Origin of the sequence: Halobellus sp. Atlit-38R (assembly GCF_003665925.1) — an archaeon.
Lineage (GTDB): Archaea > Halobacteriota > Halobacteria > Halobacteriales > Haloferacaceae > Haloquadratum > Haloquadratum inordinatus.
This window is the reverse complement of the sequence record NZ_QXIJ01000007.1, coordinates 174589-199481: the sequence shown is the minus strand read 5'-3', so window position 1 is coordinate 199481 and position 24893 is coordinate 174589. Positions and strand designations below refer to the sequence as shown.

26 protein-coding genes are annotated in these 24893 nt (G+C 60.9%); 13 read left to right on the top strand and 13 right to left on the bottom strand.

Annotated features, from left to right (window positions below):
- Positions 1-589 precede the first annotated feature (589 nt).
- Positions 590-1741 (top strand): hypothetical protein, encoded by a 1152-nt coding sequence (locus D3D02_RS11785; RefSeq protein WP_121570181.1) that lies wholly within the window; start codon positions 590-592, stop codon positions 1739-1741.
- Here the strand turns inward: D3D02_RS11785 and D3D02_RS11780 are convergent.
- From D3D02_RS11780 to D3D02_RS11770, 4 genes are all read right to left on the bottom strand, one after another.
- Positions 1738-2202, bottom strand: a complete 465-nt coding sequence (locus tag D3D02_RS11780; protein WP_147435608.1) for a hypothetical protein — start codon at positions 2200-2202, stop codon at positions 1738-1740. The two genes, D3D02_RS11785 and D3D02_RS11780, sit on opposite strands and share 4 nt — an antisense overlap.
- Positions 2203-2288: 86 nt before the next feature.
- Positions 2289-2483 (bottom strand): hypothetical protein, encoded by a 195-nt coding sequence (locus D3D02_RS11775; protein WP_121570195.1) that lies wholly within the window; start codon positions 2481-2483, stop codon positions 2289-2291.
- Between the two features lie 124 nt (positions 2484-2607).
- Entirely contained in the window at positions 2608-2730 is a 123-nt protein-coding gene (locus tag D3D02_RS21510; RefSeq protein ID WP_255410160.1) for a hypothetical protein, read from the bottom strand.
- The gene (locus D3D02_RS11770; protein ID WP_121570179.1) at positions 2727-3059 is read right to left on the bottom strand and encodes a hypothetical protein; all 333 of its coding nucleotides are present in this window, start codon (positions 3057-3059) and stop codon (positions 2727-2729) included. Before D3D02_RS11770 ends, D3D02_RS21510 begins: the two co-directional genes overlap by 4 nt.
- Before the next feature lie 147 nt (positions 3060-3206).
- Here D3D02_RS11770 and D3D02_RS11765 point away from each other — a divergent pair, with 147 nt between their 5' ends.
- Positions 3207-3473: a helix-turn-helix transcriptional regulator gene (locus D3D02_RS11765; RefSeq protein WP_121570178.1), complete on the top strand. Its 267-nt coding sequence runs from the start codon at positions 3207-3209 to the stop codon at positions 3471-3473.
- Here the strand turns inward: D3D02_RS11765 and D3D02_RS21635 are convergent.
- Positions 3452-3649: a MarR family transcriptional regulator gene (locus D3D02_RS21635; RefSeq protein ID WP_394337725.1), complete on the bottom strand. Its 198-nt coding sequence runs from the start codon at positions 3647-3649 to the stop codon at positions 3452-3454. The two genes, D3D02_RS11765 and D3D02_RS21635, sit on opposite strands and share 22 nt — an antisense overlap.
- A 250-nt stretch (positions 3650-3899) precedes the next feature.
- Here D3D02_RS21635 and D3D02_RS11755 point away from each other — a divergent pair, with 250 nt between their 5' ends.
- The 5 genes from D3D02_RS11755 to D3D02_RS20940 all read left to right on the top strand — a co-directional run bounded on the left by D3D02_RS11755 (position 3900) and on the right by D3D02_RS20940 (position 7956).
- Positions 3900-4514, top strand: coding sequence for a hypothetical protein (locus tag D3D02_RS11755; RefSeq protein ID WP_121570176.1), 615 nt, complete (start codon positions 3900-3902; stop codon positions 4512-4514).
- A gap of 128 nt (positions 4515-4642) precedes the next feature.
- On the top strand, positions 4643-5686 hold the full coding sequence (locus tag D3D02_RS11750; RefSeq protein WP_121570175.1) for an IncA family protein: 1044 nt from the start codon (positions 4643-4645) through the stop codon (positions 5684-5686).
- Positions 5687-6045: 359 nt separating this feature from the next.
- Entirely contained in the window at positions 6046-6231 is a 186-nt protein-coding gene (locus D3D02_RS11745) for a hypothetical protein (protein ID WP_121570174.1), read from the top strand.
- Positions 6228-6929 carry a hypothetical protein gene (locus tag D3D02_RS11740; RefSeq protein ID WP_121570173.1) on the top strand — a complete coding sequence of 234 codons (702 nt, stop codon included), beginning with the start codon at positions 6228-6230 and terminating at the stop codon, positions 6927-6929. Before D3D02_RS11745 ends, D3D02_RS11740 begins: the two co-directional genes overlap by 4 nt.
- Positions 6916-7956, top strand: coding sequence for a hypothetical protein (locus tag D3D02_RS20940; RefSeq protein WP_199723071.1), 1041 nt, complete (start codon positions 6916-6918; stop codon positions 7954-7956). Before D3D02_RS11740 ends, D3D02_RS20940 begins: the two co-directional genes overlap by 14 nt.
- A gap of 201 nt (positions 7957-8157) precedes the next feature.
- Here the strand turns inward: D3D02_RS20940 and D3D02_RS11730 are convergent, their stop codons facing one another.
- Positions 8158-9102 (bottom strand): ADP-ribosylglycohydrolase family protein, encoded by a 945-nt coding sequence (locus D3D02_RS11730; RefSeq protein WP_121570172.1) that lies wholly within the window; start codon positions 9100-9102, stop codon positions 8158-8160.
- 147 nt (positions 9103-9249) lie between these two features.
- Entirely contained in the window at positions 9250-10734 is a 1485-nt protein-coding gene (locus D3D02_RS20305) for a hypothetical protein (protein WP_147435607.1), read from the bottom strand.
- Positions 10735-12089: 1355 nt separating this feature from the next.
- Between D3D02_RS20305 and D3D02_RS11715 the strand changes: the two genes are divergently transcribed.
- From D3D02_RS11715 to D3D02_RS21185, 4 genes are read left to right on the top strand one after another with little or no spacing between them, the layout of a single operon-like run.
- Positions 12090-13499 carry a COG1361 S-layer family protein gene (locus D3D02_RS11715; RefSeq protein ID WP_233560643.1) on the top strand — a complete coding sequence of 470 codons (1410 nt, stop codon included), beginning with the start codon at positions 12090-12092 and terminating at the stop codon, positions 13497-13499.
- Positions 13500-13502: 3 nt separating this feature from the next.
- A complete protein-coding gene (locus tag D3D02_RS11710; protein ID WP_121570168.1) occupies positions 13503-16052 on the top strand; it encodes an RND family transporter in 2550 nt (849 codons plus the stop codon).
- Positions 16049-16594, top strand: a complete 546-nt coding sequence (locus D3D02_RS11705; protein ID WP_233560642.1) for a TrmB family transcriptional regulator — start codon at positions 16049-16051, stop codon at positions 16592-16594. The genes D3D02_RS11710 and D3D02_RS11705 overlap by 4 nt, the downstream gene beginning before the upstream one ends.
- The gene (locus D3D02_RS21185) at positions 16591-16878 is read left to right on the top strand and encodes a hypothetical protein (RefSeq protein WP_233560641.1); all 288 of its coding nucleotides are present in this window, start codon (positions 16591-16593) and stop codon (positions 16876-16878) included. The genes D3D02_RS11705 and D3D02_RS21185 overlap by 4 nt, the downstream gene beginning before the upstream one ends.
- Before the next feature lie 4 nt (positions 16879-16882).
- Here the strand turns inward: D3D02_RS21185 and D3D02_RS11700 are convergent, their stop codons facing one another.
- Positions 16883-17542, bottom strand: coding sequence for a helix-turn-helix domain-containing protein (locus D3D02_RS11700; protein ID WP_121570167.1), 660 nt, complete (start codon positions 17540-17542; stop codon positions 16883-16885).
- Positions 17543-17903: 361 nt separating this feature from the next.
- On the opposite strand from D3D02_RS11700, the gene D3D02_RS11695 reads away from it, so the two are divergent.
- Positions 17904-19553, top strand: coding sequence for an NADH-quinone oxidoreductase subunit D (locus tag D3D02_RS11695; RefSeq protein ID WP_121570166.1), 1650 nt, complete (start codon positions 17904-17906; stop codon positions 19551-19553).
- Positions 19553-19861, top strand: a complete 309-nt coding sequence (locus tag D3D02_RS11690; protein ID WP_121570165.1) for a hypothetical protein — start codon at positions 19553-19555, stop codon at positions 19859-19861. The genes D3D02_RS11695 and D3D02_RS11690 overlap by 1 nt, the downstream gene beginning before the upstream one ends.
- A gap of 91 nt (positions 19862-19952) precedes the next feature.
- Here the strand turns inward: D3D02_RS11690 and D3D02_RS11685 are convergent, their stop codons facing one another.
- The 5 genes from D3D02_RS11685 to D3D02_RS11665 form a co-directional block, all read right to left on the bottom strand.
- Positions 19953-20984 (bottom strand): sodium:calcium antiporter, encoded by a 1032-nt coding sequence (locus D3D02_RS11685; RefSeq protein WP_121570164.1) that lies wholly within the window; start codon positions 20982-20984, stop codon positions 19953-19955.
- A gap of 78 nt (positions 20985-21062) precedes the next feature.
- Entirely contained in the window at positions 21063-21959 is an 897-nt protein-coding gene (locus D3D02_RS11680) for a class I SAM-dependent methyltransferase (protein ID WP_121570163.1), read from the bottom strand.
- Complete coding sequence (locus D3D02_RS11675) at positions 21956-22360, bottom strand: 6-carboxytetrahydropterin synthase (protein ID WP_121570162.1); 405 nt, start codon at positions 22358-22360, stop codon at positions 21956-21958. The genes D3D02_RS11680 and D3D02_RS11675 overlap by 4 nt, the downstream gene beginning before the upstream one ends.
- A gap of 38 nt (positions 22361-22398) precedes the next feature.
- The gene (locus D3D02_RS11670; RefSeq protein ID WP_121570161.1) at positions 22399-23406 is read right to left on the bottom strand and encodes a zinc-binding alcohol dehydrogenase; all 1008 of its coding nucleotides are present in this window, start codon (positions 23404-23406) and stop codon (positions 22399-22401) included.
- A 186-nt stretch (positions 23407-23592) separates the two neighbouring features.
- Positions 23593-24888, bottom strand: coding sequence for a cohesin domain-containing protein (locus D3D02_RS11665; RefSeq protein WP_121570160.1), 1296 nt, complete (start codon positions 24886-24888; stop codon positions 23593-23595).
- Between the last annotated feature and the right edge of the window lie 5 nt (positions 24889-24893).

Here is a 24893-nt window from a genome sequence, read left to right as displayed (position 1 = left end):
GTCAACCGACGTCTTATGAGTGTTGGAGAGAGTTCGGGTAACACAACCTCTCTCTACGCGGTTTCTGAAGATAATCTCATCAAGACAGCACCGTCTGTCGGTTTCGCTCCTTAACCGAACACGGATGGTAGACAATCACTCTGGTTTACTCTGGATGTCGATACCAATAAGAATATAAGCAAACTCAAGACTGAGAATATTGCACCTTCGAAGGTTGTAGCTCTACTAGATCCAATTTTCACTTCCACCTTGCTCGCGGAGGCTTTAATAATCGTGATAATAAATTGTAAGCCAAGATAGGAAATGAAAACTATCGATCTGTCAGAATCGGTGCCCGACCGTTGGCGCGGTCGGGACAAAACTGCACCCAGTGTCAGCCTCCAGTCAGCACTCAACTACACCTCTGTAGTAGACTGGAAGAGTCTTAGTAACTGTGGGTGGAGTGAAACTAATTCACAGACCTGTACAGAGCCTGCAGGTGTTGGGTTCGGTACGGCACTAACGAATCTGTCGAAACAGGCTCGAAACTTACAGCCACTAGATGGCTAATCTGAGAGTTACTCCACACCGCACCAGTGATATCGGTGCAATGGCGCACAAGAGTATCGTGATCGGCTCGAAGCGAGTCGATACTCCCGCAAAAGCCGTCGAGATCGACAAGATCACTCGCTACGACAAAGTCGTCGAACGAGCGCGCGGCGTCAACGAAATCTACACGGAATTCGACGCCTCGAAGATTCAAGACGCCCGTCGGGGCTTGAACAAGAACCTCCTGAAGAACATCACCGATGCGCTTCGGGAGGCACAGGATGGCGAACTCAACGTCGTCATTCTCAAATACACTGGGGCTGACGAACTCCGCCGAGGGGATCTTCGATGGCTCGTCGAACGGCTAGACGAGTACTCGGACATCATCGCCGTTCCGTTGATGCCGAAACTCGCCAAGCAAGCGACCGACGACGAGCAAGATGAAGGCCCGGTCGATACACTTGCCTTCGAGGACCTCAAGCAGAACGTCAGGAAATTCCTCGAAGAAGCCGACGCTCTCGGTGTCGAACAGCCACTGATGGGGACACTCCCAGTTCGACTGCCGTGGGAGTGTAACCACGAACTGTTCAATCGATATCGAGAGGAAGATGTCAGAGCGTTCTGTGCAAACTTCAACAGGCGAACGCCCACAGCGAATCGGCAGGTCGAGGAGTTCCTGCAACCGTTCCTAGGGGAAATTCGAGCGGAGGGGATCAAGGACCGGGTTCTCACCTACGCTGTCAACGTCAAGCCAAAGAAGAACCACGATTCGAAGGCCTCGAAAACGGCGCAGGACTTTATCACGGTGGCCCACGGATTCGACATCCTCGGTGAAAATCACGAGGGAATCACCGCATCCCCAGAAGCCATCGAAAAGATGCAAGAACAAATGCGAGAGGAGCCTACGACGTTCGATATCTTCGATACCGGCGAGTACGTTTATGACAAATGTACGCTGTCGGATATCGATCGCCATTTCCCGTCGGAAACGGCCCTCAACCTCGACCGTATCAAACGGCGACTTCGGAAACGAGAGGAGCCACCGTACCAGATTCGGGCTCTGTTCAACGCCGAACAGATGTCGTTGACAACCCAAGAACTGCGAGCGGCCCTCCAGCGTGGTGATTCACGGGAAACGCTCCGTTCCAAAGACGGGATCGGGGCGAACGAGGTCGACTCGTTAGAAGCAGTCCAAGAGGCCTACGAGGCCTAGGCCCACTGCCCGTTGCACTGCCCGAAGAGCGACGCCCGTTCGTGTTGGATTGACTTGATCGGCTGGTCGCACTCCGGGCAGATATCGTAGGATGGCAGGTCGTCGCCGAACTCGGCTTTCACTTCGGCGATCTGCTTCCAGCCGTGACAGAATCCTTCGTCGTCGGTCTGTGCTTTCCAGAGGAGGAGGTAATAATCCGGCCCTGGAGCAGTGAGCTTGTAGTTGGGCCCGTCGTCTCGCATCAAGAGGAGTTCCGGCCCGAAGTACGTCTCTCGGCGCTCGATGACGGTGAGTGCGATTGGAATCGTCGTGTCGTCGGTCCCAGTGATAACCTCGGAGATCGCCACGGGGTCCTTCCGCTCGGCGTGGAGCATCACTTGCTTCGAGGGTGAATCCGTGATCGGACCTGTACTGTCGGTCTCACCGCGGCGTGGAGTCGGGTTACGGCTCGAGCTTCCCATCGGTGGATCGGCCATCTTTTTCTCCTAGGGGTTGTAGAGGTTTGCGGCAGCCTTGTTAGTCGCCGAGTAGTCGTTCAGACGGCTCATTAGCACTCGTGCACAGCAATCTGTCCGACCAGCCCCCGCCGCCCACAGTTGGGACACTCGATCTGCTCGGGCCACGGCAGCTCCTCAATCTCTCCTAAAGCGGCCTCGATATGCGCCTGCGCGTCCGCGTTTTCCGCTCGCGTCACGGCCTGCGCGAGATGCATCAAAGCCTGGGCTTTCGGAGACTCGCTCATCGCTGCACCTCCCACAGATCCTGCTGGCACCGCACGCACAGTTCGGGATCCGACGGGCCACGCACCAGCAATCGCCCGCAGCCAGCACAGCTGCCACCGTAGATCCGCGCGGGTGTCTGCGCGCTCATTGCCGCCCCTCCAGTAGTCGCTCGCGACGCGCATTCCGCACGGGATCCGTTAGTAGCAACGTGGCGACGTCGGCCTCGAACTTCCACACTGCGCGATCAGCTGCGGCGCGCTCGCTCATTCTGAGACCCTCCAGACCGGTTCGGGCGCGCCCAGGTCCACGGAGATGTCGCCGCGGCGCTCCCCCGTTCCCATATCGATACGGTTCACGAGCAGGACCGAAACGGCGTTCGCCCACTCACCGGACGCTTCAACCGCGTGTTGCGTGGGCTCGCCTTGGAAGATCTGGACGGGGCGAATCCCGTGGTCGTCGACGACGATCGGCTTGACGTGATCGCCAACGAGAATCCCGTCGCCGGCGTCGAGGTCGCGGACGTCGGTGATGCGTTCGTGGTCGGTACGTTCTTCAGTCGTGTCGCCGTTAGTCGGCGATGGGTTCGTTTGGGACATCGGTAGTCCTGAACGCAGGCCAGCTCCGGTGCGCCAACACCGGGGTGATTCTAAGTGACATAACCCAACAAGCTACGTCTGCGTTCGTTGTTCCAAAACAACTACTGAACCATAAATTCTTTGTTGCGGAACAATCATTTGGGCAGTATGGGAACAGAAGCGGGTCGCGATGTGGCGAGCACAGTGACCAACAGCGCACGGAAAGAATTACTCAGAGTATTCAAACGAACCACCGATCCAGTACTCACAGCACCAGAAGTAGCGGAGGAACTAGATATAACGCAACAAGCCGCCCATAAGAAGCTGCAGGCTGCTCACAAGGAGGGAGAGATTCGGCGGAAGAAGGTCGGAGCAAGCGCGGTCGTCTGGTGGACAGACGAGTCTTGTCCGGATTACGTGTCGGATTCCGCGTAAGCATCGCGGCCGGCTTCTGTCACCCACCACACTACAGCACTTGAGCCAGCTTCCTTCGACCGTACTAAGCCACGTTCTTTGAGCCCCTGTAGCTTCTTATGTGCCGCCTGCTGAGTGACGCCAACAGCGTCCGCGAGTTCAGGTGCAGTAACTACCGGATCTTTGTTGAGCAACATCGCTCGTAGATATTTCAAATCGTTCTCGCGGACCATTCCTTCGCTCATAGGCCTTTCTCACAGCCACCAATTAGTGTTAGTGCCGATGTCGGTTCTTTGGCCCCGGAAAAGTTGTTGCCGAACAACTAAGTGGGAGGGCGCATATCCTTGGAGATATGCGACGCTACGAGCGGATTCGGCGCGCCCACGAAAACGCGCCGACCGAGCTGGAGCCTCGGCCGACGCTTGTGGGGTCGCATTCCCTACGACAATGAAACGGTCACCCCCAGCCGTCAAAAAACAGACGGTCACGAACGAGGACGCACAGCTCACGATCACTGCCGACACGCCAGTCGTCACCAGTGCCTACTTCGATCGACCCGGCACCGAGCGAATCTACCACCTCCGCGCGTCTGACACGGAGACGCCGAAACCACGCTGCAGCTGTGCCGGACGGTCCGATACCGACTGGCAGCCCGCCACGCGTGGCGAGCTCCCAGCGAAAGCAACCCTCTGTGAGCGGTGTGATCCCTACACCGACATTCCGACTGACCCAACACACTCGCTGGCCGCGAAACTCGCCCGCGAAGACGTCCGCAGCGTCACCGACCTCGACGCTGATGAGCTCCGCACTGATGGCGGCACTGATCCACTTACCCGCGCCCGCCAGCAGCTTACCCAAGCGATCACCCACTCGTATGCCGGTCGCGACACGCAAGCGCGAGCGACGATCCGTGAGGCGATGCAACTGCTGGACGCTCACGGACACGCACCCGAAACGAACGCTGTCGCTCCCGACGACAACGCGCAGGGCGTGCGCAACGCCGACCCCGAGACGATCGGCGCTCCAAGCTGCCATCCCGGAGAGGAGTTGACCGATGAGTGAAACCGCCAGCACTGACGCGTGGGGCAGTTCGAGCACACACGGCGCCTGTACGTGTGGCAGAACGGCCCAGACCACCTGTCCGCTGGACACAGGCCCAAACAGCGACACGCCGACGGCGGTGAGCACCAATGTCTGAGTCTGCGACAGCGCCGCACTCGGTGGGTGACGTCGAGGCGACCGCCACAGCGAGCGACCGTACGACGACCTCACACACTGACGAGCGCACGATCGACGAACGGCTGGCCGCACTCGAAGCCCAGACCGACCGCCTCCAGGAGCGAGTGGCCACTCTGGAAGCCGAACGCGACGCCCTCCAGGAGCAAGTCACCGATCTCGAGGCGGACCGTGAAGCCCTCCAATCCCGCGTCCAACACCTCGAACGCGAACGGGACGATCTTCAGACCCACGTTGAGGACCTCGAAACCGAACTGCAGTCACGCCCCACCTTCGAGTTCAAAGGCGAAGGCGAGACGCTGGCCGATCTGTGGGTCGACGGGCGGCCGCTATTCAAATCCGTTGCCTACCAGTCTGCACGCGTCGAACCGCTCGTCACGCTGGTGACTGGCGACGCGAACGCCGAACCTGACGACATTGATGCGTGCTACGCCGCCCACGGCGCCCTTCTCGAATCCGAATCTGAATCCGAATCTCAACCCGGGACTGAGACGGACACCAGCCCAACGGACGCACTCCAGGCCTTACGTGACAGACACGCCACCGACCACGCGGATCTCAAACACCACCTTGCGAAACTGCGCCGTCAACTGACGCATCTCGCCACGGAAACTGGCGTTGAACTCGTAGATGCAATCCCTGGCGACGACAAGATTGCTACGGTCAAGGCCCAGGGCGTCGCCGCCGTCGAATCGCACGTCTCGGCGACGGCCGAACGCGCCGAACGCATCATCACGGATCTCACAGACTGGGCTCGGAAGGTAACGACCCAGCAGGGCACCTACGCACAACTCACAGCGCCACAGGCCCGCGAGAAATTCGCACTGACGCGGGACGAACACCTGCAGACGACCCAGATCAAACGCGTCTTCGAGAAGATCAGCTCGTGGGCAGCCGATTCACCACGTGACGTCGCTGTCCGAAAGAATCCCGACGGCGTCTGGCGGTTACAGATCGCCGTCGAGCCCAGAGGCGAAAGCACGGGATGCTCCAAGTAGCGCTTACAGGTGTTGTAAGCGCCCCCACCTCCGGGGGCGTAAGCACACGCCTCAGGAACGCGGGGCTGTGGGCGCGCTTCGATGTGCTGCCGCCGCCACCACGCCCCGTCCGCTCGCCCGACCGCCTCCGCCCGCCGCTGTTTGCCTCTTGGTTAGCTGTGGGGCCGGCCTCGTCTGGCCCACTGGCGCCACCACGGCAGACAGGGCGACCGTCGCTTCGGCTTACAACGCCTGTAAGCTCGCACCGACTCGCACCGATCCGCACCGCGAAACCAGCACACAACACGAAACACTCCGAGACAAGATGCACCCAACACCCGACGCAGCACCGACCGCGGCCACACCAACACGCACACACAATGGAGGAAACACGAATGACTGACGACGCGAACCACCGAGCACCCGCTACCACCCTGCCTCGTGAGCCGACCGAGGGGCGAAGCCTCGGCACGGGCACGGGGCTCGAAGCCCAACGCAGCGAGACACGCGACGCGTGGGCCGACCGGACGACCGGCTACAAGCTACACTTGGAGGCGATCGTATGACAGATAGCTACCAGCGCGCACTCGCGACGCTTCGGGATCTCGACGCCCGCATCCACCGACAGTTAGAGGCGGCTGCCACCCCTGACGAGACAGCGACCACACCGGCAGCCGATCCGCTCGCCACGTTACGGCGCGCGCGGTCACAGATCGACGCAGCACTGTTCGCCCACCACCATCGAACAGCCGACAGGACACGCCCGTCGACAGGGTCGTGTGTCCTCCAGTGGGATCCACCACAGACACCACCCCGGCGGCTCGTCCTGGATCCCGGCAGCGACGGCGACTCCTGGACCCGTCGTGAACTTGAGTGGACTGGTGATGGCTGGCGCGTCTGCAGTCGTGACACTGTCGCCGACGTCGCCATCAGCGCCCCGGCGGAACCACGCTATCCAGACCCCGTCGATCCGCCGTCGATCGATACGCTGCTCGACTGGATTCGTGGCAGCTGGACGAATCCGGATCCAGCAGTCCTCGTGTTTGCGGCGACAGCGACGACCGAACAGGGTGTCCTCGCGGCCGTCGACGACGAGCTACGGTACCGAGAAGCCGACAGCCACCGGTGGTTCACAGTCACCGACACAGAGGAACTCTACCATCACTGCCAGCAGCAGGGCCAACCAACCGTCCAGCCGCTCTCTGAGACCGCTCTCACTCGACAGCACTTCACCCCAAGCCCACTCACCAATGATTCCGAATGAGTCCATCCCGCAAGACGAGTACGATGGCTACCTCGACGCGCTCACGGAGACGCTGGAATCAGTCCGTGCAACCCTCCAGGCAGACCACTCGCTTAGTACCGACCAACGGATGTTCGGCCGCCGGCTCCTGTTTCTGGCGCGCCAGCCGATCGCGGAGGCCGAACGGATCCTCCCCGAGTCGGACCGAGACGATGACGCAGTGGACATCCAGACGCTGGAATCGGGGGCCGACTACGGCGAGGTACTTACCCACCTCGAACGGCGGCTGTGCTGGCTCATCGACTCACGCCGAACGGAGCGGTCGGCAGCGTACTACTCCGATGACACCCACGACGCGAGGTTCATCCGCGCCCTTGAGTACGTGACGGCGCTACGGGACATCCTGCCAGCGGTAGCGACAACGAGTCCGGTGCTCGCCGAGATGGACACGATCAGCCGTGGCGACATCGACCCACACGTCGGCGGTCGTGGGCCTGGTGATGGGCGGTGGCTCGAGTATCAACTCCAGCGAGCGCTCCGCCGATGGGGATACCGGGTGGATAGGCGCCAACAGCTCTTCAGTATGGAGGTTGATGTTGTTGCCACACGAGAAGAGAAACAGCAGGCGCCGAGCGACTGGGTCGTTGGCCAGTGTAAAGACTGGACAGACGATCCGATTACGCCAGCAACACTCTTCCGGCTGTGTACCGTCGCGTTTGCCTGCCGCGCGATGCCGATTCTCTGCCATACAACCGAGCTCACACCCCGAACTGAGCAACTCGCCCGTGAACTCGAAGTGCGCGTCCTTGACCTGAAAGATCTCGAACGGGCCGCGCTGCCGGCCCCACAGGTTGCCAAGCCGACGACGGAACTGTTAGAATGGCGGCCACAGTACCGGGCACGCAATGATCGTGGCTCGCTCCCGTTGATGTTCCGCACCGAGCCTGGCAAACGGTTCAGCTACGTGCCCGGGTTTTCCCCAGTCGGGAAGGATGCCGACTATGAGCCAATCGAGGATGATGATACCCACCCTGCTGGTGGACAGTGAACTACCCCACCCTCAAGGAGCGAACGGCGTCAGCCGTGAGCGAGTAGGGTTGGGTGGTTCACGGGCTGCCGTCAACCGGTCCCCGAAGTCAGGGGTGCCGATCCGTGAACGCTGAGAATCTCTCGGTATGACGCACCGAGTCTACTGACAAGCCACGGGCGCGGTGGCCCGTGGCAGTTGACCGAATGCAGCACTGACCTGTCACTCGGTGAGTGGTTCAACAGGCGGAAACGTGCAGTGGTGTAACTGATCAGCTAAGTTGCGAAGCTCTGTCTCGGTTATGCCGCGGAGATTGCTGCTCCACTCGTCGGGGAGGTCGGCGCTGCCGTACCGTGCGCCGGCGACTGCGCCAGTGATTGCGCCGATCGTGTCGGCATCGCCGCCCATATTCACGGCATCGATGATTGCTTCTCGGGCGGATTCTGCGGTTAAACCGTGGTATAACGCGGTTTGTAGTGTCGTCACGACGTAGCCGCTCGTGCTGAGATCAGCCGGGGTGATGTCGTTCGGGATGCGGTCAAGCGCGTTAACCAACTCTGCGGGTGCCTCCCCATTGACGTGTTCGAGCGCTGTTTGGAGCGGGTCGGCGGTGCTGTGTAGTAAGTGTTTGAGTGTCAAGTTCAGCACGGCACACCCATACTGGCACCGCGGGTCGTAGTGAGTGATCACTGAGGACTGCTTGCTTGCGTTGATCAACGACGTCGTGTCACTCGCGTACGCGACGGAGAGCGGGGCACAGCGCATCACGCTTCCGTTTCCGGCGTTTTGACCTTCGGCACGGTGCTCCCAAACGCGCCGTCCTGCCTCGCCCCACGGCGCGCCGGTTTTGAGCTGCCGAAGCGCGTCAACAGTCATCAGTCCAATGTCGAACGGACCGTCTTGGTACCACTCAACGAAGCGCGCAGCGATATCAGCAGGGTCGAATGCATCTCGGGCACGGAGGCTCCGCGCGATGCACAGCGCTTGATCGGTGTCATCAGTGACCGTTCCCGCGGGCTGGCCGTGCGTGCCGTGCCCGAGCATCGTCGTGATCTGCCCGTGTTCGCCGGCATCTATCGGATTTTTCGTGAACTCAACGGGCCGTCCAAGTGCGTCCCCGCACGCAAGACCGAGTAACATCCCCTGTGCAGCATCGGCGACTGTCATTTTGGCTAACGTGCAGTCCTGTTGTAGTATTAATTATTGGCCTTGACATCCGCTTCCGCGGAAACACGGAGAAATCTCGATCGGCGGGAGCTTTAGGTTCGCGGTCGGATCACCGGACACCCGAGCCCGGAAGATGTGGTAGTTCTCTTAAGCTGCAGTAATTGGTATCGTGGCTGTTTTTGAATTTCCGTTGACTGTGTATTCAACCGTGATCGTGACTGTTTCACCGGACATATTCAGATTCTCATTGGTCTCGTAGTCTGTTGGATCATCTGACGCATAGAATTCAAATAAGTAGAACGTGATATCATTACCGCTGTCAACCCTGGGGAGGGTGCCACTATTTCGGTTGTCTCCTCCTTCACCAACGTCAACAGTGACATCGTCATCAATTGCGAGTGCCTCGTAATCCGCAAACACCTCGCTAGTGGCCCAGTCTGAGTAGCTATCAGGATTATTTGGCGACGCCGCGTAGATCTCTACCTCTTGGGGGTCGTTATTACCTCTCCCAACCTTATCGTCGAGTTCGTTGATACTGGAATTCGCTGGGTCGATAGTCAGACTCGTGATGGTCACTTCATCATCGTGTGTGTTCGTGAGAGAGAATTGCACCCCACCAGGAGTATCTCCAGGGTCGTCCCCATCGATAGCAGTCGGCGTTCCCGTGAGGCGAAGCAACGGATTTGTGATGTTAATAACGGTCGTGCTGGCTGGCCCCCACGTCAGGTTTGCGTCTCTACCACGGACCGAGAGCGTGTGCCATCCCGTCGTCCAGCCAGACGTATTGATAGTCGTGTTCTCAACGTCTTCAAGCGACTGGTCGAATTGACCGTCTGTTGCAGTCATCGCGTATCCGGTTCCTGCGGCTCCATTCGGTACCGAACGGTTGGAGTACCACTCAGCAGTGATAACATCGCTTCCGCCGCGGCCCCTATCAGTGATGGTCGCTGTGAGGTTGAATGATTGTCCTAAAGGAACCGACTGAGAGCTCGTATTAACTGCCGTGACCAGTGGCCCAGTGGTGTCCCCACCGCCACCGCCGACTCCTCCGTCATCTCCTCCATCAGTAGGTGGATCTGCATCAGGCGTTCGTTCAGTTCCGACAGCAGCACAGTTGACATCCCACGACGCGTCGTTGAGATTTAACTGCACCCGCTGTGGACCGACTTGATTTGCGGTATCGAAGTTCGGTTCGTCGCTGAGTAATTCTTCCCATTGCTCGTCAGAGAGTCGCGTCGGGATCGTTATCGAAATCGCACCATCCACCGTTGTGGTCCCGGCACTAGCACCCATAAAGTCGATGGCCGCTGTTTCGACGCCTGATTCAGAGTACTCGTCAGTGAGCGGGCGGAGAGTAATCGTCGAACCGTGAACAATCATCTGTTCGCTCTCGAAGATGACAGCACCGCTGGGAGCAGTACGGTACAAGACCGTGTTTTCGTACGTGAACGGCGGTGCTTCCGAATTTTTCAGTCGGTGATAATCTGTCTCAAAGTGTACTGCCCGCGTAGTCACAGACGAGTCGAGTCCACAGACGTTCGCAACATCAAAGCCAGTTGCCGTGATCTCACCGTCCGAGAGTGTCTGTGTACTGAGCCGCCCAGGTGAGGGTGGCGGGTTGACGAAGAACACTCGCGGTGAATACGTGGCCCCCAGATCTACCGTGGCCGAGCGCGATGTGCCGGACGTTGCCGCATCAATGTAATCCGAGCGGAGTTGTGTGAGATCTCCCTGAGCCTCTGTATAGTGCGAGTATTCTGTTTGCTCATTCTGTTGGGGAACTACCTGTGCCTGCCAAATGGACATCAATATTATAATAAATCCAAACAGGAGGATACTCCCGATCAGCGAGCTTACACCCCGGTCATCCTGCCGAAAAGACACATTCCCCAATCGTTAGTTCCAATTACAAATCACTATTGGTTCGCACTAGGCCGAGAATCCCCACGGGTTGTCCCCAATATCAATACCGTGACCGAGATAGCGACCGAGATGATGTGGGTAAGTTTACATTCGGCCTGTTTTCCACTGTCCGGTATGGTCAGTGACACCCAGCGGATCGTCGCTGTCTGGTCTATCCTCGACCTCCCGTTCATTATCATCGGAGCGTGTCTGTGGTCACAGGACGATTTGGAGATTTGATTTATCATTGCTTACTGGTTACCTGCTGTCGTATTGACCGTGGTCGGGGTAATCCCACCACCCTGGCAGTTTATCACTGGGTGAAGGATCGGTCACGGAGCGTCCAGAGTACACATATTGGTATGTTTGCGCGCAGGTTCTCACGGCTGATCCAGTTGTAGAATCGTGAAATAAATCGCCGTGGTGAACCATCTATGACACCTTCAACGCTACTGGAGTCGGCCAAGCGAGATCGGATAGAGATTCGCCTATACGTCGCGCACCGCCCCAGATTGCGGTGCTGGAGGGGAGTGCTCTAGCTGCCGGAAGAGACACGTCCCGACGACGAGGACCCCGGCGATAGCCATCAGCACCCCCAGGGGCGGGACGATCAGAAGGAGAAGCCCAGCGAGTCCGATATCAATCAGACCAATGAGTGCCGGATAGTGTGACTGATGGGTCATCCTGGTTGGTAATAGCTGTAGGATCACGAAAAAAGCATACAATGCTCAAACAAGCGTTGTATCTATCGAGCGCGCTGGGTGGACTCCGAACAGGACCGGGGAGCCGACACAACGGGTTCTGACTCTGTTCCACTGATGGAGACCACAGAGCGAATACTGTCTGTAGAGAATTATAATATCTTATATACTAGCATTCAGACGTTTAAACGATAGCCACGTCACACGGGAGTGGAAACCCTCCATCCAACCACAACACGGCGTGGCATCACAGCTATGAAAAGGAAGCTTTGCACCGCCCTGATAGTCGCATCGCTTCTCGGGAGCGCAGTTCCCGCGGTCGCGTTGACGTCGAACCCAAATATACAGACGGTTACGCCGGACCCGTCTCTCCAGCCCGGCGGCGTGAACGAACTCTCCTTCCAGTTGGTGAACGACGGCGAGGGTGCCGAAGACGGCACGCGCGCGGCACATAACGTCCACATCCGACCGCGAGATGCTGGTCCGGTTGAGGTCGAGACTGAACAATTATACGTCGAACAGTTGCCGGACGGGACGCCCGCCGAACTCTCGTTGAAGCTGAACGTGCCCTCGAACGTCAACAGCGGTACCTACCGGATTCCGCTCCGCCTCTCTTATGAGTATGATAACGGCGCGGGCAATGACGTCGAGCGGGAGACCACGATTTACCTTCCAGTTCGTGTCGAGTCCGGTCCCCGGTTCGACGTCGTCGACACCGCTTCTACGGCCACCGTGAGCGGACAGGGAACGCTCGAGGTGACGGTCAAGAACGTCGGCGACGACGCTGCCTACGACTCAGAGCTGACACTCTCGTCGTCGGCACCCGACGTCTCAGTCGGCTCCAACAAGTCGAGCACGCAGTTCGTCGACGTCTGGGAGCGCAACGAGAACTGTACGTTCGAGTTCGACATCGGACTTCGGGACAGTGCTTCTGCGGGGAGCTATGCGCTCTCGTCGCAGATCGACTTCGAGAAGTCCGACGGTACCACCGGATCGACCCCCTCGCTGACTGTGCCGCTTCGCGCGCACTCCGAGATGACCTTTGAGATCTCGAACCTCAACAGTTCTCTTCGTGTCAGCGAGGAGGGGGCCGTCACGGGGACGATCACTAACACGGGCCCGATGCCCGCCGACAACGCGGTCGTGACGTTACAGGATCCCGGTCCGACGATCACGCCGGTCGAGGACTCCGTCGCTGTCGGCTCGCTCGACCCGGGCGAGTCAGCGGCGTTCTCGTTCGAGGTCGAAGTCGCGAGTAGTGCCTCCGCAGTGCCGCAGCAGTTCGATTTTGGCGTTAGCTACCGCGATCGGGACGACACCGCGCGGCAGGCCGAGGCAGTCCCCAAACGAGTGGTGATCAGCGAGCAGTCGCCCGAGTTCGACGTCGAACCGGTCAACGGGACGTTCGGCGCGGGCTCCGGCGGCGAGTTCGAGGTGACGGTGACGAACACCCGCGACTATGCGGTCTCGGATGTCTCCGCGAAGATCTATATGGACTCGCCGCTGTCGTCGTCCGACGACGAGGCGTTCATCGGTCGCCTCGAACCCGGTGAGACCGAGACGATGGTCTTCCAGCTCAGCGCCGACGGCGACGCGACGGCGAAAACGTACCCGGTGAAGATGGACTTCCAGTACGACGACGAGGACGGCGATACGATCATCTCCGATACGTATCAGGTTCCCGTCGAGGTGGTGAGTAGCTCCGGCGGTGGACCGCCGATCGTTCCGATCGCCGGTGTCTTGATCGTGCTCGTCGTCGCCGGCGGGGTCCTCTACTACCGCCGACGGGGGTGACCAATGGTAGTCGACTTCCAGCGCTTCATCGACTGGGCGGATTACAACATTGTCAACCGCCCGAAAAAAGTAATGCTGGTGTTCCTCGTCGTGACGCTGGTCTTCAGCGCTGGGCTGGGAAGCATCTCGACGGAGTCGGGGACACAACAGTTCGCCGAGGACATTCCCGCCGCGAATGCGCTCGATCGCATCGAAAATGAGTTCATCCCCGTGTTCGGGCCCGAACCGGGAAGCACCCAGCTCGTCCAGCGGAGCACGAACGTCCTCTCGAAGCAGTCGTTGCTTGCGATGCTGCGATCCCAGGCGGCACTCGAAGAGCGTGACGATATGCACGTCTCAGAGACGTCCTCCGCCGCGGCCACGATTGCACAGACCATCGACCCGTCGGCGACGACGCTTGACGAGCAGATCTCGGTGCTCGAGCACGCGACGCCGACCGAAATTCGGCGGGCCATCCGTGACAATGCAGACAACCCGGAATTCACTGGCACGCTGAGCAACGATTTCAATCGAAAGGCGGCGTCGGCCTCGGCGACAATCGGAGTCGTCACGCACGATCTGCCACAGGACGTGGGTGACAGCACTGGCCAGTCCGGCGAAAGCCCGATGACGTCGATCCAGAATCAGGCCCAGCGGATCATCGACGCCGAACTGTCGGCAGACATTACAGTCTTCGGCAGCGGGACGATCGCCGACGAGTTCAGCACGGTCATCTTCGACTCACTGTTGATCGTCACGCCGGCAGCCGTGATTCTCATCGTCGGATTCCTGATTGTCGCCTACCGCGACCTGCTGGATCTCTTCCTCGGGGTAATTTCGCTCCTGATGGCGGTGATCTGGACTTTTGGTTTCCTCGGTCTGGCGGGGATCCCGTTCAACAATATTATGATCTCGGTCCCGCCGCTGCTTCTGGCGGTCGGGATCGACTTCGGAATTCACGCGATCAACCGCTACCGGGAGGACCGCGCAACCGGATTAGACGTCGAGGAAGCGATGACTGTCGCGACCGATCAGTTGCTGGTCGCGTTCTTCATCGTCACCGGCACGACGGTTATCGGCTTCCTCTCGAATCTGGTCTCTGCACTTCCGCCAATCCGTGACTTCGGTCTCGTCGCGGGCGGCGGCATTATCTTCACCTTCCTCATCTTCGGTATCTTCCTGCCGGCAGCGAAAGTGTGGCTCGATCGGAACCGCGACAGTTGGCCAGTGCCAACCTTCAGCCAGAAGCCCCTCGGCGAGGAAGGCTCGAGTCTGGGACAGGTGCTCTCTGTCGGCGTCCTGTTCGCGCGGAAGGCTCCGGTCATCGTCCTCGTCGCCGGCTTGATATTCAGCGCAGGCGCGGCAGGCTTCGCAACCGGCGTCGACACCTCCTTCTCCCAGGAGGACTTCTTGCCGCCGGAAGAGGCCTCTCCGTTCCTGAAGTCACTCCCCGAACCGTTCGCGCCCAGCGAGTACAGCGTCGTTGCGACGCTGAATTTCCTTGAGGACGAGTTTACGCGGTCACAGGGGGGGTCGGTAACGATATATATCGAAGGGCGATTGGAGAACGACGCCGCCCTCGAGCGCATCTACCGCGCAGGAAAGAACCCACCAGAGGAGTTCGTCAGCGCAACTGACCGCCGCCCGGAGTCGACGAGTATCGTGACGATCATCCAAGACTACGCGGACCAGAATCCCGAGTTCGCCGCGCTGGTCGAGCGGAACGACCGCAACGACAACGGCGTGCCCGACGATAACCTCGCGACGATCTACCGCGAACTCGAACAGTCGCCGGTCGGCGATCGGGCTTCGCAGTATCTCGCCGGCGACCACCGGAGCGCCCGCATCGTCTACTCAACGACCGCTGACGCCTCCGATAGGGAGGCCACCGCGGCCGCCCGAGAGGTCGCAAAGCGGTTCCGATATGACGCGACCGCGACAGGCAACACCATCGTGTTCCAGCAGGTCTCGGACCTGATATTCGAGTCCGCGATCACTAGCCTCTCGATTGCGCTCGGTGCGACTGTCGTCTTCCTCGTCTTCGTCTACTGGATCCTGGAGGGGTTGCCGTCGCTTGGGGTCGCGAATCTCGTTCCAATCGTCGTCGCGGTCGCAGCCGTTGCCGGGACGATGCGAGTGCTCGGGATCTCGTTCAACTCGTTCACCGCGACGATCCTCTCGCTGACGATCGGTCTGGGGATCGACTACTCGGTGCACGTCGTCCATCGCTTCATCGACGAGCGCCGCGAACGGCCGTTGTTCGAGGCGCTCGAGCGCACCGTCGTCGGAACCGGTGGAGCACTTCTCGGCAGTATGGCGACGACGTCGTTCGGTATCGGCGTCCTTGTCCTCGCGGTGCTCGCAGTGCTCGGTCAGTTCGGCGTGCTGACGGCGATTTCGATCATCTACTCGTTCCTCGCCTCGCTGCTCATCTTACCGTCGGCGCTCGCGGTCTGGGACTACATCGTCAACGACGATCCCAACACGGCGCTTGGGGCCCGAACCGACGACAGAACTGCGACCACCGCAGATGAACCGCTCGACGGGACCGAGGGCGCGGGAGGAACAGTATGAGCACGGCGGTCGACACTGACATCTCCGAGCACGAGGCGGTCGAGTCGCTCGAACGACTTGGGTTATCGAACTACGCGGCGCAGGTATTCGTCGCGCTTCAGTCCCTCAACGTCGGCACGGCGAAACAGATCCACGAGGAGACGGATGTGCCGCGCTCACAGGTGTATGGCGCAGCCGAAGAACTGGCTGACTTCGGCCTGGTCGAAATACAGAAGTCGACGCCGAAGCGCTACCGATCGGTGAGCCTAGACACCGCACGGAGGCAGTTCGCCGAGCGGCTGAAACGCGAATCCGACCGTGCCTTCTCGTTCCTGAAAGCCCAGCGCGGGACACAGGTCGACGGCGAAATGCGCGGTGACGTGTGGATCACCCACGGCCGCGATCCGGTCCACAACCGCGTCGTCAACTTGCCCGTCAGGCGACCGAGACGGTACTCTTCGCTGCTCCATCGCCTGCACTGGTCCCGACGGAGCTCCCGGCGACCCTCGAGTCGCAGGCCGTCACCGTCTCGGTCCGCGTCATCAGCGAGAGTGCGGCCGTGAGAGAGCAATTCACCGAGATCGACGAGGTCAGTGTCGCGAAGGCGATCGAGCGTCCCGTCGATCATTCCGGCCGAGTCCTCATCGTCGACGACCGCGTCGTGTTGCTCTCGGCGAGGCCACTCGATTCAGAAGGTGAAGAGACCGCGATCTGGTCGGCCGACACCGCGATGGCGAAGATCCTCTCTCGGGCCATCGAGAGTAGCATCGACCCGTTCATCGAGGGAACGTTCAGTGAGGAGCAGCGAAGCGCTAGGGGCGACGCTCACAGCCCAGCTCGGGAATGAGACACTAACGCGAGACAAGTTCGCCGAACACACGCTCTTCGACTTTCCGGAGGTGTTCACCGACCGTTCCGGGAGAGATCTCGACGGCCTCACCGACGTCTGCAAGTGACGCCTGCCGGGGTGCAGAGTAATATCCCAGCTCTACGGCTGCCTCAAGCACTTCTTCTTGCCGGGAGGTGAGCACCCTACTGAGCGAGGACCCGTCCGCCTCATACGTTCCCATACTGAGGATTTCGAACGTGATTGAGTCCATTTCAGCAGCGTAGTCGGACAGAGTTCTGAATGTCTTCTCGGTTCCGAGGTACGTGATCTTCAGGTAGTCTTCGGGCGTGAAGCGTATCGGCGTGTCCATCAGCACGAACGACTCGCGTTGGAGTTCCAGTGCCCGACGAATCTCGTCGGTCGGTTCAAATTGGCTCACCGCCATCCAGCGGTTGTCGCCGGCGGTAAGATAATTAATCACGTATGGGGACGCCGCCATGATTTCCTCGTAACGCTCTTGACTGCCGCTTGCCTCGGCCAGCAGCAACACGGTGTCATCAGCGAGAAGATCGACGCGATGAATGGCCTGCCGCTTGATAGACGGTTCAGCTGTCAGTTCGTCTCCAAGCGGATGGAAGGCACCGCCATCATCCGGTTTGACTAACACCGTGAGATAGCGCATATGCTGCGTTCGAGAACGGATACCTAAATCTTCACTCACACCGCCCCGTGAATCGCCTCGGGTTGAAACGGGGTTACGGCACTGCTTCACTCGCCGTCCGTTGGCTCGGCTATTGGATATTTACAACTAGCGCAGACCACTCTAGCCGGAGGAGGATGTCAACTGTAGAGTGCGGACGCTGGATCACAGTACCTCGACCACGACCCACCGGCAGGGCCGCCGGATAACCGCGCGGGTTGAGCACCGACGGCCGCTCTAGAGATCGGCGTTTGCGGGCGGAGCCTCGGTGGCGTACTTATATGGCCACACAGATGAGGCAGAGTGCCTACCGTCCTACACCGAAAACTGACGTCCGTGAACGATGCAGCAACAACAGCGCGTGACCGCCGACTCGGTCGGAGACACAGCGGTCACTGTTCTCCCCGACGACGCCGTCGTCAGCCGTGAATCGCACGAGAACATATCTGCGATCGTGATCCGGGCCGACCGCGTCCAGGCGGTCCTTTCGACACTTCGCTCTGCGGCGGGGTTCGACCACTGTTCGTGCGTGACCGCTCAAGAGTACGAAGACCGCTTCGAGACGATTTATCACCTCACGAGCTACGACGACAGGACCCGCGAGCTGGCAGTCGTGGTCCCTGCTCCGAAAGATAATCCGGTCAGCGAGTCGGCCGCGCCGGTCTACCGCACAGCAGAGTGGCACGAGCGGGAGGCCTACGACCTCGTCGGAATCGAGTATGCAGATCACCCAGACCTGCGACGGATTCTCCTGCCGGAGACGTGGCAGGGCCACCCATTGTCGATGGAGTACGATCAGACCCAATCACAGATCGTGACGCTGCGGGAGCACGTTAACCCGTTGCAGGAGGATCATCGCGAGGACGGAGCGGCGGAAACGATGCATATCAACATCGGGCCACATCATCCCTCCACTCACGGGGTGTTGCATTTAGAGGCGAGGCTCGACGGAGAGACAGTCGCCGAGGTCGAGCCAGATATCGGGTATATCCACCGGTGCGAAGAACAAATGTGCCAACAGGGCACCTACCGTCACCAGATTATGCCCTACCCCGACCGCTGGGATTGGGGAGGTGCGGGCTTGCTCAACGAATGGGCCTACGCTCGCGTCATCGAAGACTTAGCCGACATCAACGTCCCGGAGTACGCACAGGTCATCCGAACGATGAGCGCCGAATTGTCGCGGATCCTCTCTCATTTGCTCTTCACCGCTATGTATGCGTTGGATGTCAGCGGTGAGTTCAACGCTACATTTATGTATGGCTTCCGGGATCGAGACGTCGTCCAAGACCTCCTAGAGGACCTGACAGGCCAGCGGATGATGTTCAATTACTTCCGGGTCGGCGGTGTCGCCTGGGATCTCCCCAAGCCCCGCGCGAAGTTCTTTGAGGACGTACGCGCCTTCACCAACGGACTCCCGCGGAAGCTTGCGGAGTATCACGACCTCCTGACCAGCAATGAGATCTTCCAGATCCGCTGTGTCGACACCGGTGAGTTGCCACCGGAGGTGGCAAAGCAGTACGGGGTGACTGGGCCAGTCGCTCGCGGCTCCGGTATTGAGTACGACCTTCGGCGAGACGATCCATACGGGTACTACGACCAGCTTGAGTGGAACGTCGTCACCGAGGACGGCTGCGACAACTTCTCTCGGGTACTCGTCCGACTGCAAGAGATCGAGGAATCCGCCGCAATCGTTGAACAGTGTCTCGACCTTCTCGAGAGCTGGCCGAAAGCCGATCGGATCTGTCAGGCCAACGTGCCGCGGACGCTAAAACCATCTGGCGAGTGTTACCGGGCCGTCGAAGGCGCCAAGGGCGAACTGGGAATCTATATCCGCGCCGACGGCACGGAAACCCCTGCACGGTTCAAGATCCGCGGCCCGTCGTTCTCGAACCTGTCAGCACTGCCAGCAATGGCGGAGGGCGAGTACGTCGCCGACCTCGTCGCGACGCTCGGCAGCCTCGATACCATTATGGGGGAGGTGGACCGGTAATGCTAACTGCTCCGACGGTAGGGAAAGACGGCACCGACCAACAGGTGACCTGCATCGCGTGCGGCGAGACAGTCGCGCGTGACGACGCACGGGAGTACGATAAACACGGGGACCGCTGGAGCCGTAAGGGAAAAGAGTTCGAGTACCTCTGTAAGCCCTGCCACCGCAAGTGCTGTCACCAGAACCGCGACGGACTGGAGGAGACACTCGTGGCGGCCGGCGCCGGCCAAACGGACCAGAAGACGTTCCTCCGACAGTTCTGCGAGCAGATGTCCGACGGCGCGGACCCGAACTGGAAGAAGTCATAAGGAAAACCACTCGCCCGAAAGAGCGAATGCGGATGGGGCATCTCCGCAGTCCAGCGTCAAGGGCTATAGCACGAGGTGTTGGGAAGCAGCTTCAGCGGAGAGCGCCAGTCACCCCAAGCACCTCTGCAATGATCCAAGCGACGAACAACAGATAACTGACGATCAGCGCGTACGCTTCGTATTTCGTCAGCGAGAGGTCAGTTCGAAGGGCCGCAAAGAGCAGCACGGTTGCGAGTGTGAGAACGCCCATCATCGGGACGGCCGTCGCGAAATCGATGACGACGCTGCCTGCGATGAGCACTCCGAGCGGGATCGCAACGAGCAGATCGAACGTGTTCGAACCTAATACGTTCGCGAGGCTCGTGACGCTCTTCCCCCTGCGGGCGGCGCGAACACTCACGAGGAGGTCCGGCAGGCTGGTCGCCGCAGCGACGATCGTCACCCCGGCGAGCAGTTCCGGAATCCCGAACGTGGTCGATAACGACTCGACGCTACCGACTAACTGTTCGACGGCGACGAGGATGACGGCGAGACCGGCGACCAGCGTGAGCCACTGTCGTTCGATCTGAATGTCATCCGTGAGACGTTCGGCATCGTGGTCGTTGACGTCTTGCCACTGGATGAACAGGTACAGGCCGTACAGGAGCAGCGGGAGCATCGCGAGCGGTCTCGTGATCCGTCCGAGGAGCGGCGGGCCATCGGGAACGGGAGCGTAGATAACAGCGAATGCGAACGTGACCACGAGCACCGACACGGCGATCATATAGAACTGCGCTTCCTTGTAGACGAGCGTCCGGTTCGTTTCGAGCGGTTCGTCCGACACGAGCGCCGAAAAAGCAGGGATCGCAAGGATGTTGAAGATCGCAGAGCCGACGATTGCGCCGACACCGATATCGAAAACGCCCGAAAGGGCAGCGAAGACGACGCTCGAAAGTTCGGGGAAGCTCGATCCGACAGCGACGACGATCGATCCCTGAACGACCGCCGGAAGCCCGTAGTACATCGAGAGCTGCTCAGCCGACCCCTCGAGCCAGCCGCTACCCATCCAGATGAGCCCAGTCGCGACGAAGACGACGAAGACATCCACGACCGGCGTGTGAGGGAGGAGACCGAACAGTGCCATAGCGTCCGAACGAATTCCCGAGAGAGCGACGTGAACGTATCGGTCCGCGGTGGGCGCCCCTCCGCAGGGAGTCCCGCTCTATGGGGCGCGATAGAGCAAGTCGTACTGGTGGGCGACGTAGATCAACTCTCCAGCCGCGAGCTGGTCGCGCCGCGCGTCGAGCCAGACGTCGAGGGCGGGCACGGTCTGGTCCGAATCACAGATCGTCTCCTCGACGAACCGGAGGATCCGCGAAAGGAAGTACCGCTCGTCGGCCGGGTACACGGCGTCGACGGGGCGAACGATCCAGTCGGAGCTTTCGATCGCGAGCAGGTCACCGTCCCGTCGGCGGAGCAGATCCGCGAGGTGGCGACCGGCCCGGACATCACGTCCGGATCGCTCGTCGATCGCGGCGTGGTACGCGCGTTCGACCGCGTCGTCGGCGGGATGGTCCGGCTGGAAGATCGTGCCGCCGTCGAACGTGATCGGGAGGTAGGCGAGTCCCCCCGGGCTGAGCGCCGACTCGACGGCTGAGACGAGACGCGGTAGTGGAACCAGGTCGGCGAACGCCTGGGCGATGACGAGGTCCAGATCCGACGCGCTGTCGAGTGCGTCGAGCGCGTCGCCGGTCTCGAAGGAGACGGCGAGATCCGAGACGGTGAAGTCGGCCGCGGCGGTCATCTCGTCGCGCTCGGACACCGACGACACCGGTGACGGGCCAGTGACAGTCTCATAGCCCGCCCGCTGGAGCGCGGCCGGGCGGACCCGACGGGCGAAGGCGACGATGCACTCGTCGCTGTCGACGCCGCGATACCGGCCGGAGTCGAGCCCCCACGAGAGCAGGCGTGGGACGGTGACGCCCGTCCCACACCCGGCTTCGAGGATCCGCGGCTCCGCAGGAAGCGCGTCCAGTAACCGGTCGCGGACATACCGAGATAGTGCCCGCTCATCGACGGACCGCTTCGATTCGAGATACCGGGGAAGCGCGTGCGTCATTCCTCGAGAACGCGGCTGTGACTCGCCCACGAGACGTCGTCTTCCCAGATCCGCACAGTCAGACTCGTTGGCGTGGGATCGTCGAGTGCCGCCGCGACGCGGTCGCCAAACAGGCGCGCGAAGTGCTCGATGCTCGGGTTCAGGCCTTCGAACTCGGGGAGGTCGTTGAGAAGCGCGTCCCCGTACCGGTCTTCGAGGTCGTCGAGGATGGCCTCGACGGCGTCGATGTCGACCAGGTACCCGTAGGCGCCGAGTTCCGGGCCTGCGAACCGGAGTTCGACCGTGAAGTGGTGGCTGTTGATCTCGCCTTCGGGGCCGGGGTCCGGGACGGTGAGATAGTGCTGTGCGATGAACTCCCGCGTGACAGTCAGTTCGTACGTGTCGTCGGTGGGTGGGGCCATTCGTGGAAGTGAGAGCTGCGGTTGTTACTGAAAGCTGTTCACGGATATGTGAGCAGTACCTGGAGGACGCCGTCGGCGCGCTCGTCGAGGAGGCGATACGCGTCCGGCGCGTCGGAGAACGGGATCCGGTGTGTGATGAGCGATCCGACGTCGAGGTCGCGAAGCCGGGACAGCGCCGTCTCCGCCCGTCGAGCGCGCGTCCAGCGACCGCGGGTTTCCGGTGCGAGCGTGCTCACCTGGCTCGATTCGACCGAGATCCGATCGCGGTGGAACGACGCTCCGAGATCGACCGTCGCCGGCTTGTCACCGTACCAGGAACCGACGATAACGCGGCTGTCGTAGCCGGCAGCCCCGACCGCGGCGTCGAGCGTCTCTGGATGTCCGGAGAGTTCATAGACCAAGTCAGCACCGTCGCAGTCGGGCCCACGATCGAGGACGTCGTCGAGTTCGTCGGGCGCGACTGCGACGTCCGCCCCCAGGTGTCGGGCCCGCTCTCGCCGGCCCGGGATCGGTTCGACGGCAACGAGTCGCCCGAGTGGGAACGACGCCAGCACGCCGATCGTACAGAGGCCGACGACGCCCGCACCGAAGACGACGACGTCCTCACCGACCCGCGGTCGTCCGTCGAGAACCAGCGACGTTGCCGTCTCGACGGAGGGAAACAGCACCATTTCCTCGACGGACACGTCCTCGGGGACTTCGATGAGTTGCTCGGGCGCGATCGAGAAGTGCGTCTCGTGGGGGTCGAACGCGAAAACCGTTCGCCCGAGCCAGTCGTCGTCGACCGCCTCGCCGATCGATACGACGTCTCCGACGGAGGCGTACCCGTACCGCAGCGGGAACGAGAGGTCGCCGTCGATCGTTTCGAGCGTTTCGTCGGCAGGGAGTTCTTCGGGGGCTTCGCCCCGATAGATGAGCAGTTCCGTTCCGGCGCTGACGCCCGAAACGCGCGTTTCGACTAGCACTTCGTCGGCGGCCATCTCGACGGACGTCTCCTCAATCGCCGTCTCGAACGGGCCGGTGAAGTAGAGAGAGCGTCGGTTCATCGTTGAGCGAGCAGAGAGGACACGCCGCATCGCCGGCTCACAACCCTGTCAGAGGTCCGGGAAGCCGCCCGACAGCCGGGCCGTCGGGAGAGATCGAGTGGGGTGATACCAGCAGATGCGAGCTATACGATTATCATACTATCGGCCGGGGAGAATCGCGTCACACACCGGACGAGCCGTAGCGAATCACCCGCGGCGGGCACTCGTCAGGGCCAGGAGAGCGGAAGCTACGAGGAGAACAGCCAGCAGTCCAGGAACGGCACCGAAGCCGTCGCCGAAAGCGTCCGACCCGCCGGTCGTGGCTCCAGTTCGGTCGTCTCCGTCAGCACCGAGGACGTCGCTCCCGCCATCGGCTGCCTCGATTGCCGGCGTGGTCTCGGTGGTGAGGCGTGGGGCTGTCGTCGGGGTCCTAGAGCGAGGGTCAGAGGTACCGGAGGGAGTCATCTGGGATTGCTCGACGACGACCAGTCCGGCGACCGTCTCTTTGGTACCCAGTGCGTCGCCGACGCTGAGTTCGTAGCTCCCGGACTGCTCCAACGAGACGGTCATCGTGACGTGCTCCGTCTCTCCCGGATCGAGCGTGACAGTCGGCCCGTCGGCGGTCCGTGATCCGTTGACCAAGAGTTCGAGCGACGTACTGCCCGTCGCGCGGCCGCGGTTCTCGATCGTGGAGGTCACATCGACGCTCGCGTTCGGCGCCACTGAGCCATTCGACACACTGGCGTTGATGAACGTGATATCCGCTCGCGACGAATCGGAGGAACTGCCACCGCCGCCACCGCCACTGCTACTGCCACCGCTGCTATCGTCGTTATCGTCGTCACCGTCCGAGGAGTCAGGAGTCGGCGTGGAGGTCGCTGTCGTGGTCGAATTCGGCGTAGGGGCCGCTGTCGTGGTCGAATTCGGTGTAGAGGTGGCCGTCTCCGTCGACGTTGGTGTTGCAGTCTGAGTCGGCGTCCCTGTCGAATCCTCGACGATCTGCACAGCTGACGGCGACCGGTACGTGGCCGGTGAGAAGGTGCCTCCGTCCCCGTCCGCGAATTTCGTATCGGCCGCGACGAAGGCGACCTCGCCCTCGGTGTCGGCGTTCTCGGTGAATTCGAACGTGATGGTCGCGAGGATCGGATCGTCGGTCGCCGCCGACCGGTACTGATTGAACGCGACCCAGCCTTGCTCGTCGTTCACGGTCGAGACGGGATCTTCGAAGTCGGACGTGCCCGCAACGTCTTGGACCTGGAGCACCGCAGGGTCGTAGGTGAGGTTCGTCTGGTAACCTCGAACGTCGGAGGCGGAGGCCCACACAGTGAGCGTGACCGTCTCGCCGGGCTCACCCGTGATCGAGTCGGCGGGCGCATCGCCCGCTTCCTGACTGAGCGTCACCGACGAGTCGGCACCCGATGCGGCGGGGGTGACGCCCGCCGCGACGACCAGGAGCCCAGCGACGCACACGACGACAACCGACACAGAGAGCGAGTCACGCATCCGCG

Bases quoted from the DNA above. Each gene is read 5' to 3' on its own strand.
- D3D02_RS11740 (WP_121570173.1), top strand. From the start codon at position 6,228: ATGACAGATAGCTACCAGCGCGCACTCGCGACGCTTCGGGATCTCGAC.
- D3D02_RS11670 (WP_121570161.1), bottom strand. From the start codon at position 23,406: ATGAACCGACGCTCTCTCTACTTCACCGGCCCGTTCGAGACGGCGATT.
- D3D02_RS20940 (WP_199723071.1), top strand. From the start codon at position 6,916: ATGATTCCGAATGAGTCCATCCCGCAAGACGAGTACGATGGCTACCTC.
- D3D02_RS21510 (WP_255410160.1), bottom strand. From the start codon at position 2,730: ATGAGCGAGCGCGCCGCAGCTGATCGCGCAGTGTGGAAGTTCGAGGCC.
- D3D02_RS11690 (WP_121570165.1), top strand. From the start codon at position 19,553: ATGCTAACTGCTCCGACGGTAGGGAAAGACGGCACCGACCAACAGGTG.
- D3D02_RS11700 (WP_121570167.1), bottom strand. From the start codon at position 17,542: ATGCGCTATCTCACGGTGTTAGTCAAACCGGATGATGGCGGTGCCTTC.
- D3D02_RS11665 (WP_121570160.1), bottom strand. From the start codon at position 24,888: ATGCGTGACTCGCTCTCTGTGTCGGTTGTCGTCGTGTGCGTCGCTGGG.
- D3D02_RS11745 (WP_121570174.1), top strand. From the start codon at position 6,046: ATGGAGGAAACACGAATGACTGACGACGCGAACCACCGAGCACCCGCT.
- D3D02_RS11710 (WP_121570168.1), top strand. From the start codon at position 13,503: ATGGTAGTCGACTTCCAGCGCTTCATCGACTGGGCGGATTACAACATT.
- D3D02_RS21635 (WP_394337725.1), bottom strand. From the start codon at position 3,649: ATGTTGCTCAACAAAGATCCGGTAGTTACTGCACCTGAACTCGCGGAC.
- D3D02_RS11675 (WP_121570162.1), bottom strand. From the start codon at position 22,360: ATGGCCCCACCCACCGACGACACGTACGAACTGACTGTCACGCGGGAG.
- D3D02_RS11755 (WP_121570176.1), top strand. From the start codon at position 3,900: ATGAAACGGTCACCCCCAGCCGTCAAAAAACAGACGGTCACGAACGAG.
- D3D02_RS11705 (WP_233560642.1), top strand. From the start codon at position 16,049: ATGAGCACGGCGGTCGACACTGACATCTCCGAGCACGAGGCGGTCGAG.
- D3D02_RS11680 (WP_121570163.1), bottom strand. From the start codon at position 21,959: ATGACGCACGCGCTTCCCCGGTATCTCGAATCGAAGCGGTCCGTCGAT.
- D3D02_RS11730 (WP_121570172.1), bottom strand. From the start codon at position 9,102: ATGACAGTCGCCGATGCTGCACAGGGGATGTTACTCGGTCTTGCGTGC.
- D3D02_RS11780 (WP_147435608.1), bottom strand. From the start codon at position 2,202: ATGGGAAGCTCGAGCCGTAACCCGACTCCACGCCGCGGTGAGACCGAC.
- D3D02_RS11750 (WP_121570175.1), top strand. From the start codon at position 4,643: ATGTCTGAGTCTGCGACAGCGCCGCACTCGGTGGGTGACGTCGAGGCG.
- D3D02_RS11765 (WP_121570178.1), top strand. From the start codon at position 3,207: ATGGGAACAGAAGCGGGTCGCGATGTGGCGAGCACAGTGACCAACAGC.
- D3D02_RS11695 (WP_121570166.1), top strand. From the start codon at position 17,904: ATGCAGCAACAACAGCGCGTGACCGCCGACTCGGTCGGAGACACAGCG.
- D3D02_RS11770 (WP_121570179.1), bottom strand. From the start codon at position 3,059: ATGTCCCAAACGAACCCATCGCCGACTAACGGCGACACGACTGAAGAA.
- D3D02_RS11685 (WP_121570164.1), bottom strand. From the start codon at position 20,984: ATGGCACTGTTCGGTCTCCTCCCTCACACGCCGGTCGTGGATGTCTTC.
- D3D02_RS11775 (WP_121570195.1), bottom strand. From the start codon at position 2,483: ATGAGCGAGTCTCCGAAAGCCCAGGCTTTGATGCATCTCGCGCAGGCC.
- D3D02_RS11785 (WP_121570181.1), top strand. From the start codon at position 590: ATGGCGCACAAGAGTATCGTGATCGGCTCGAAGCGAGTCGATACTCCC.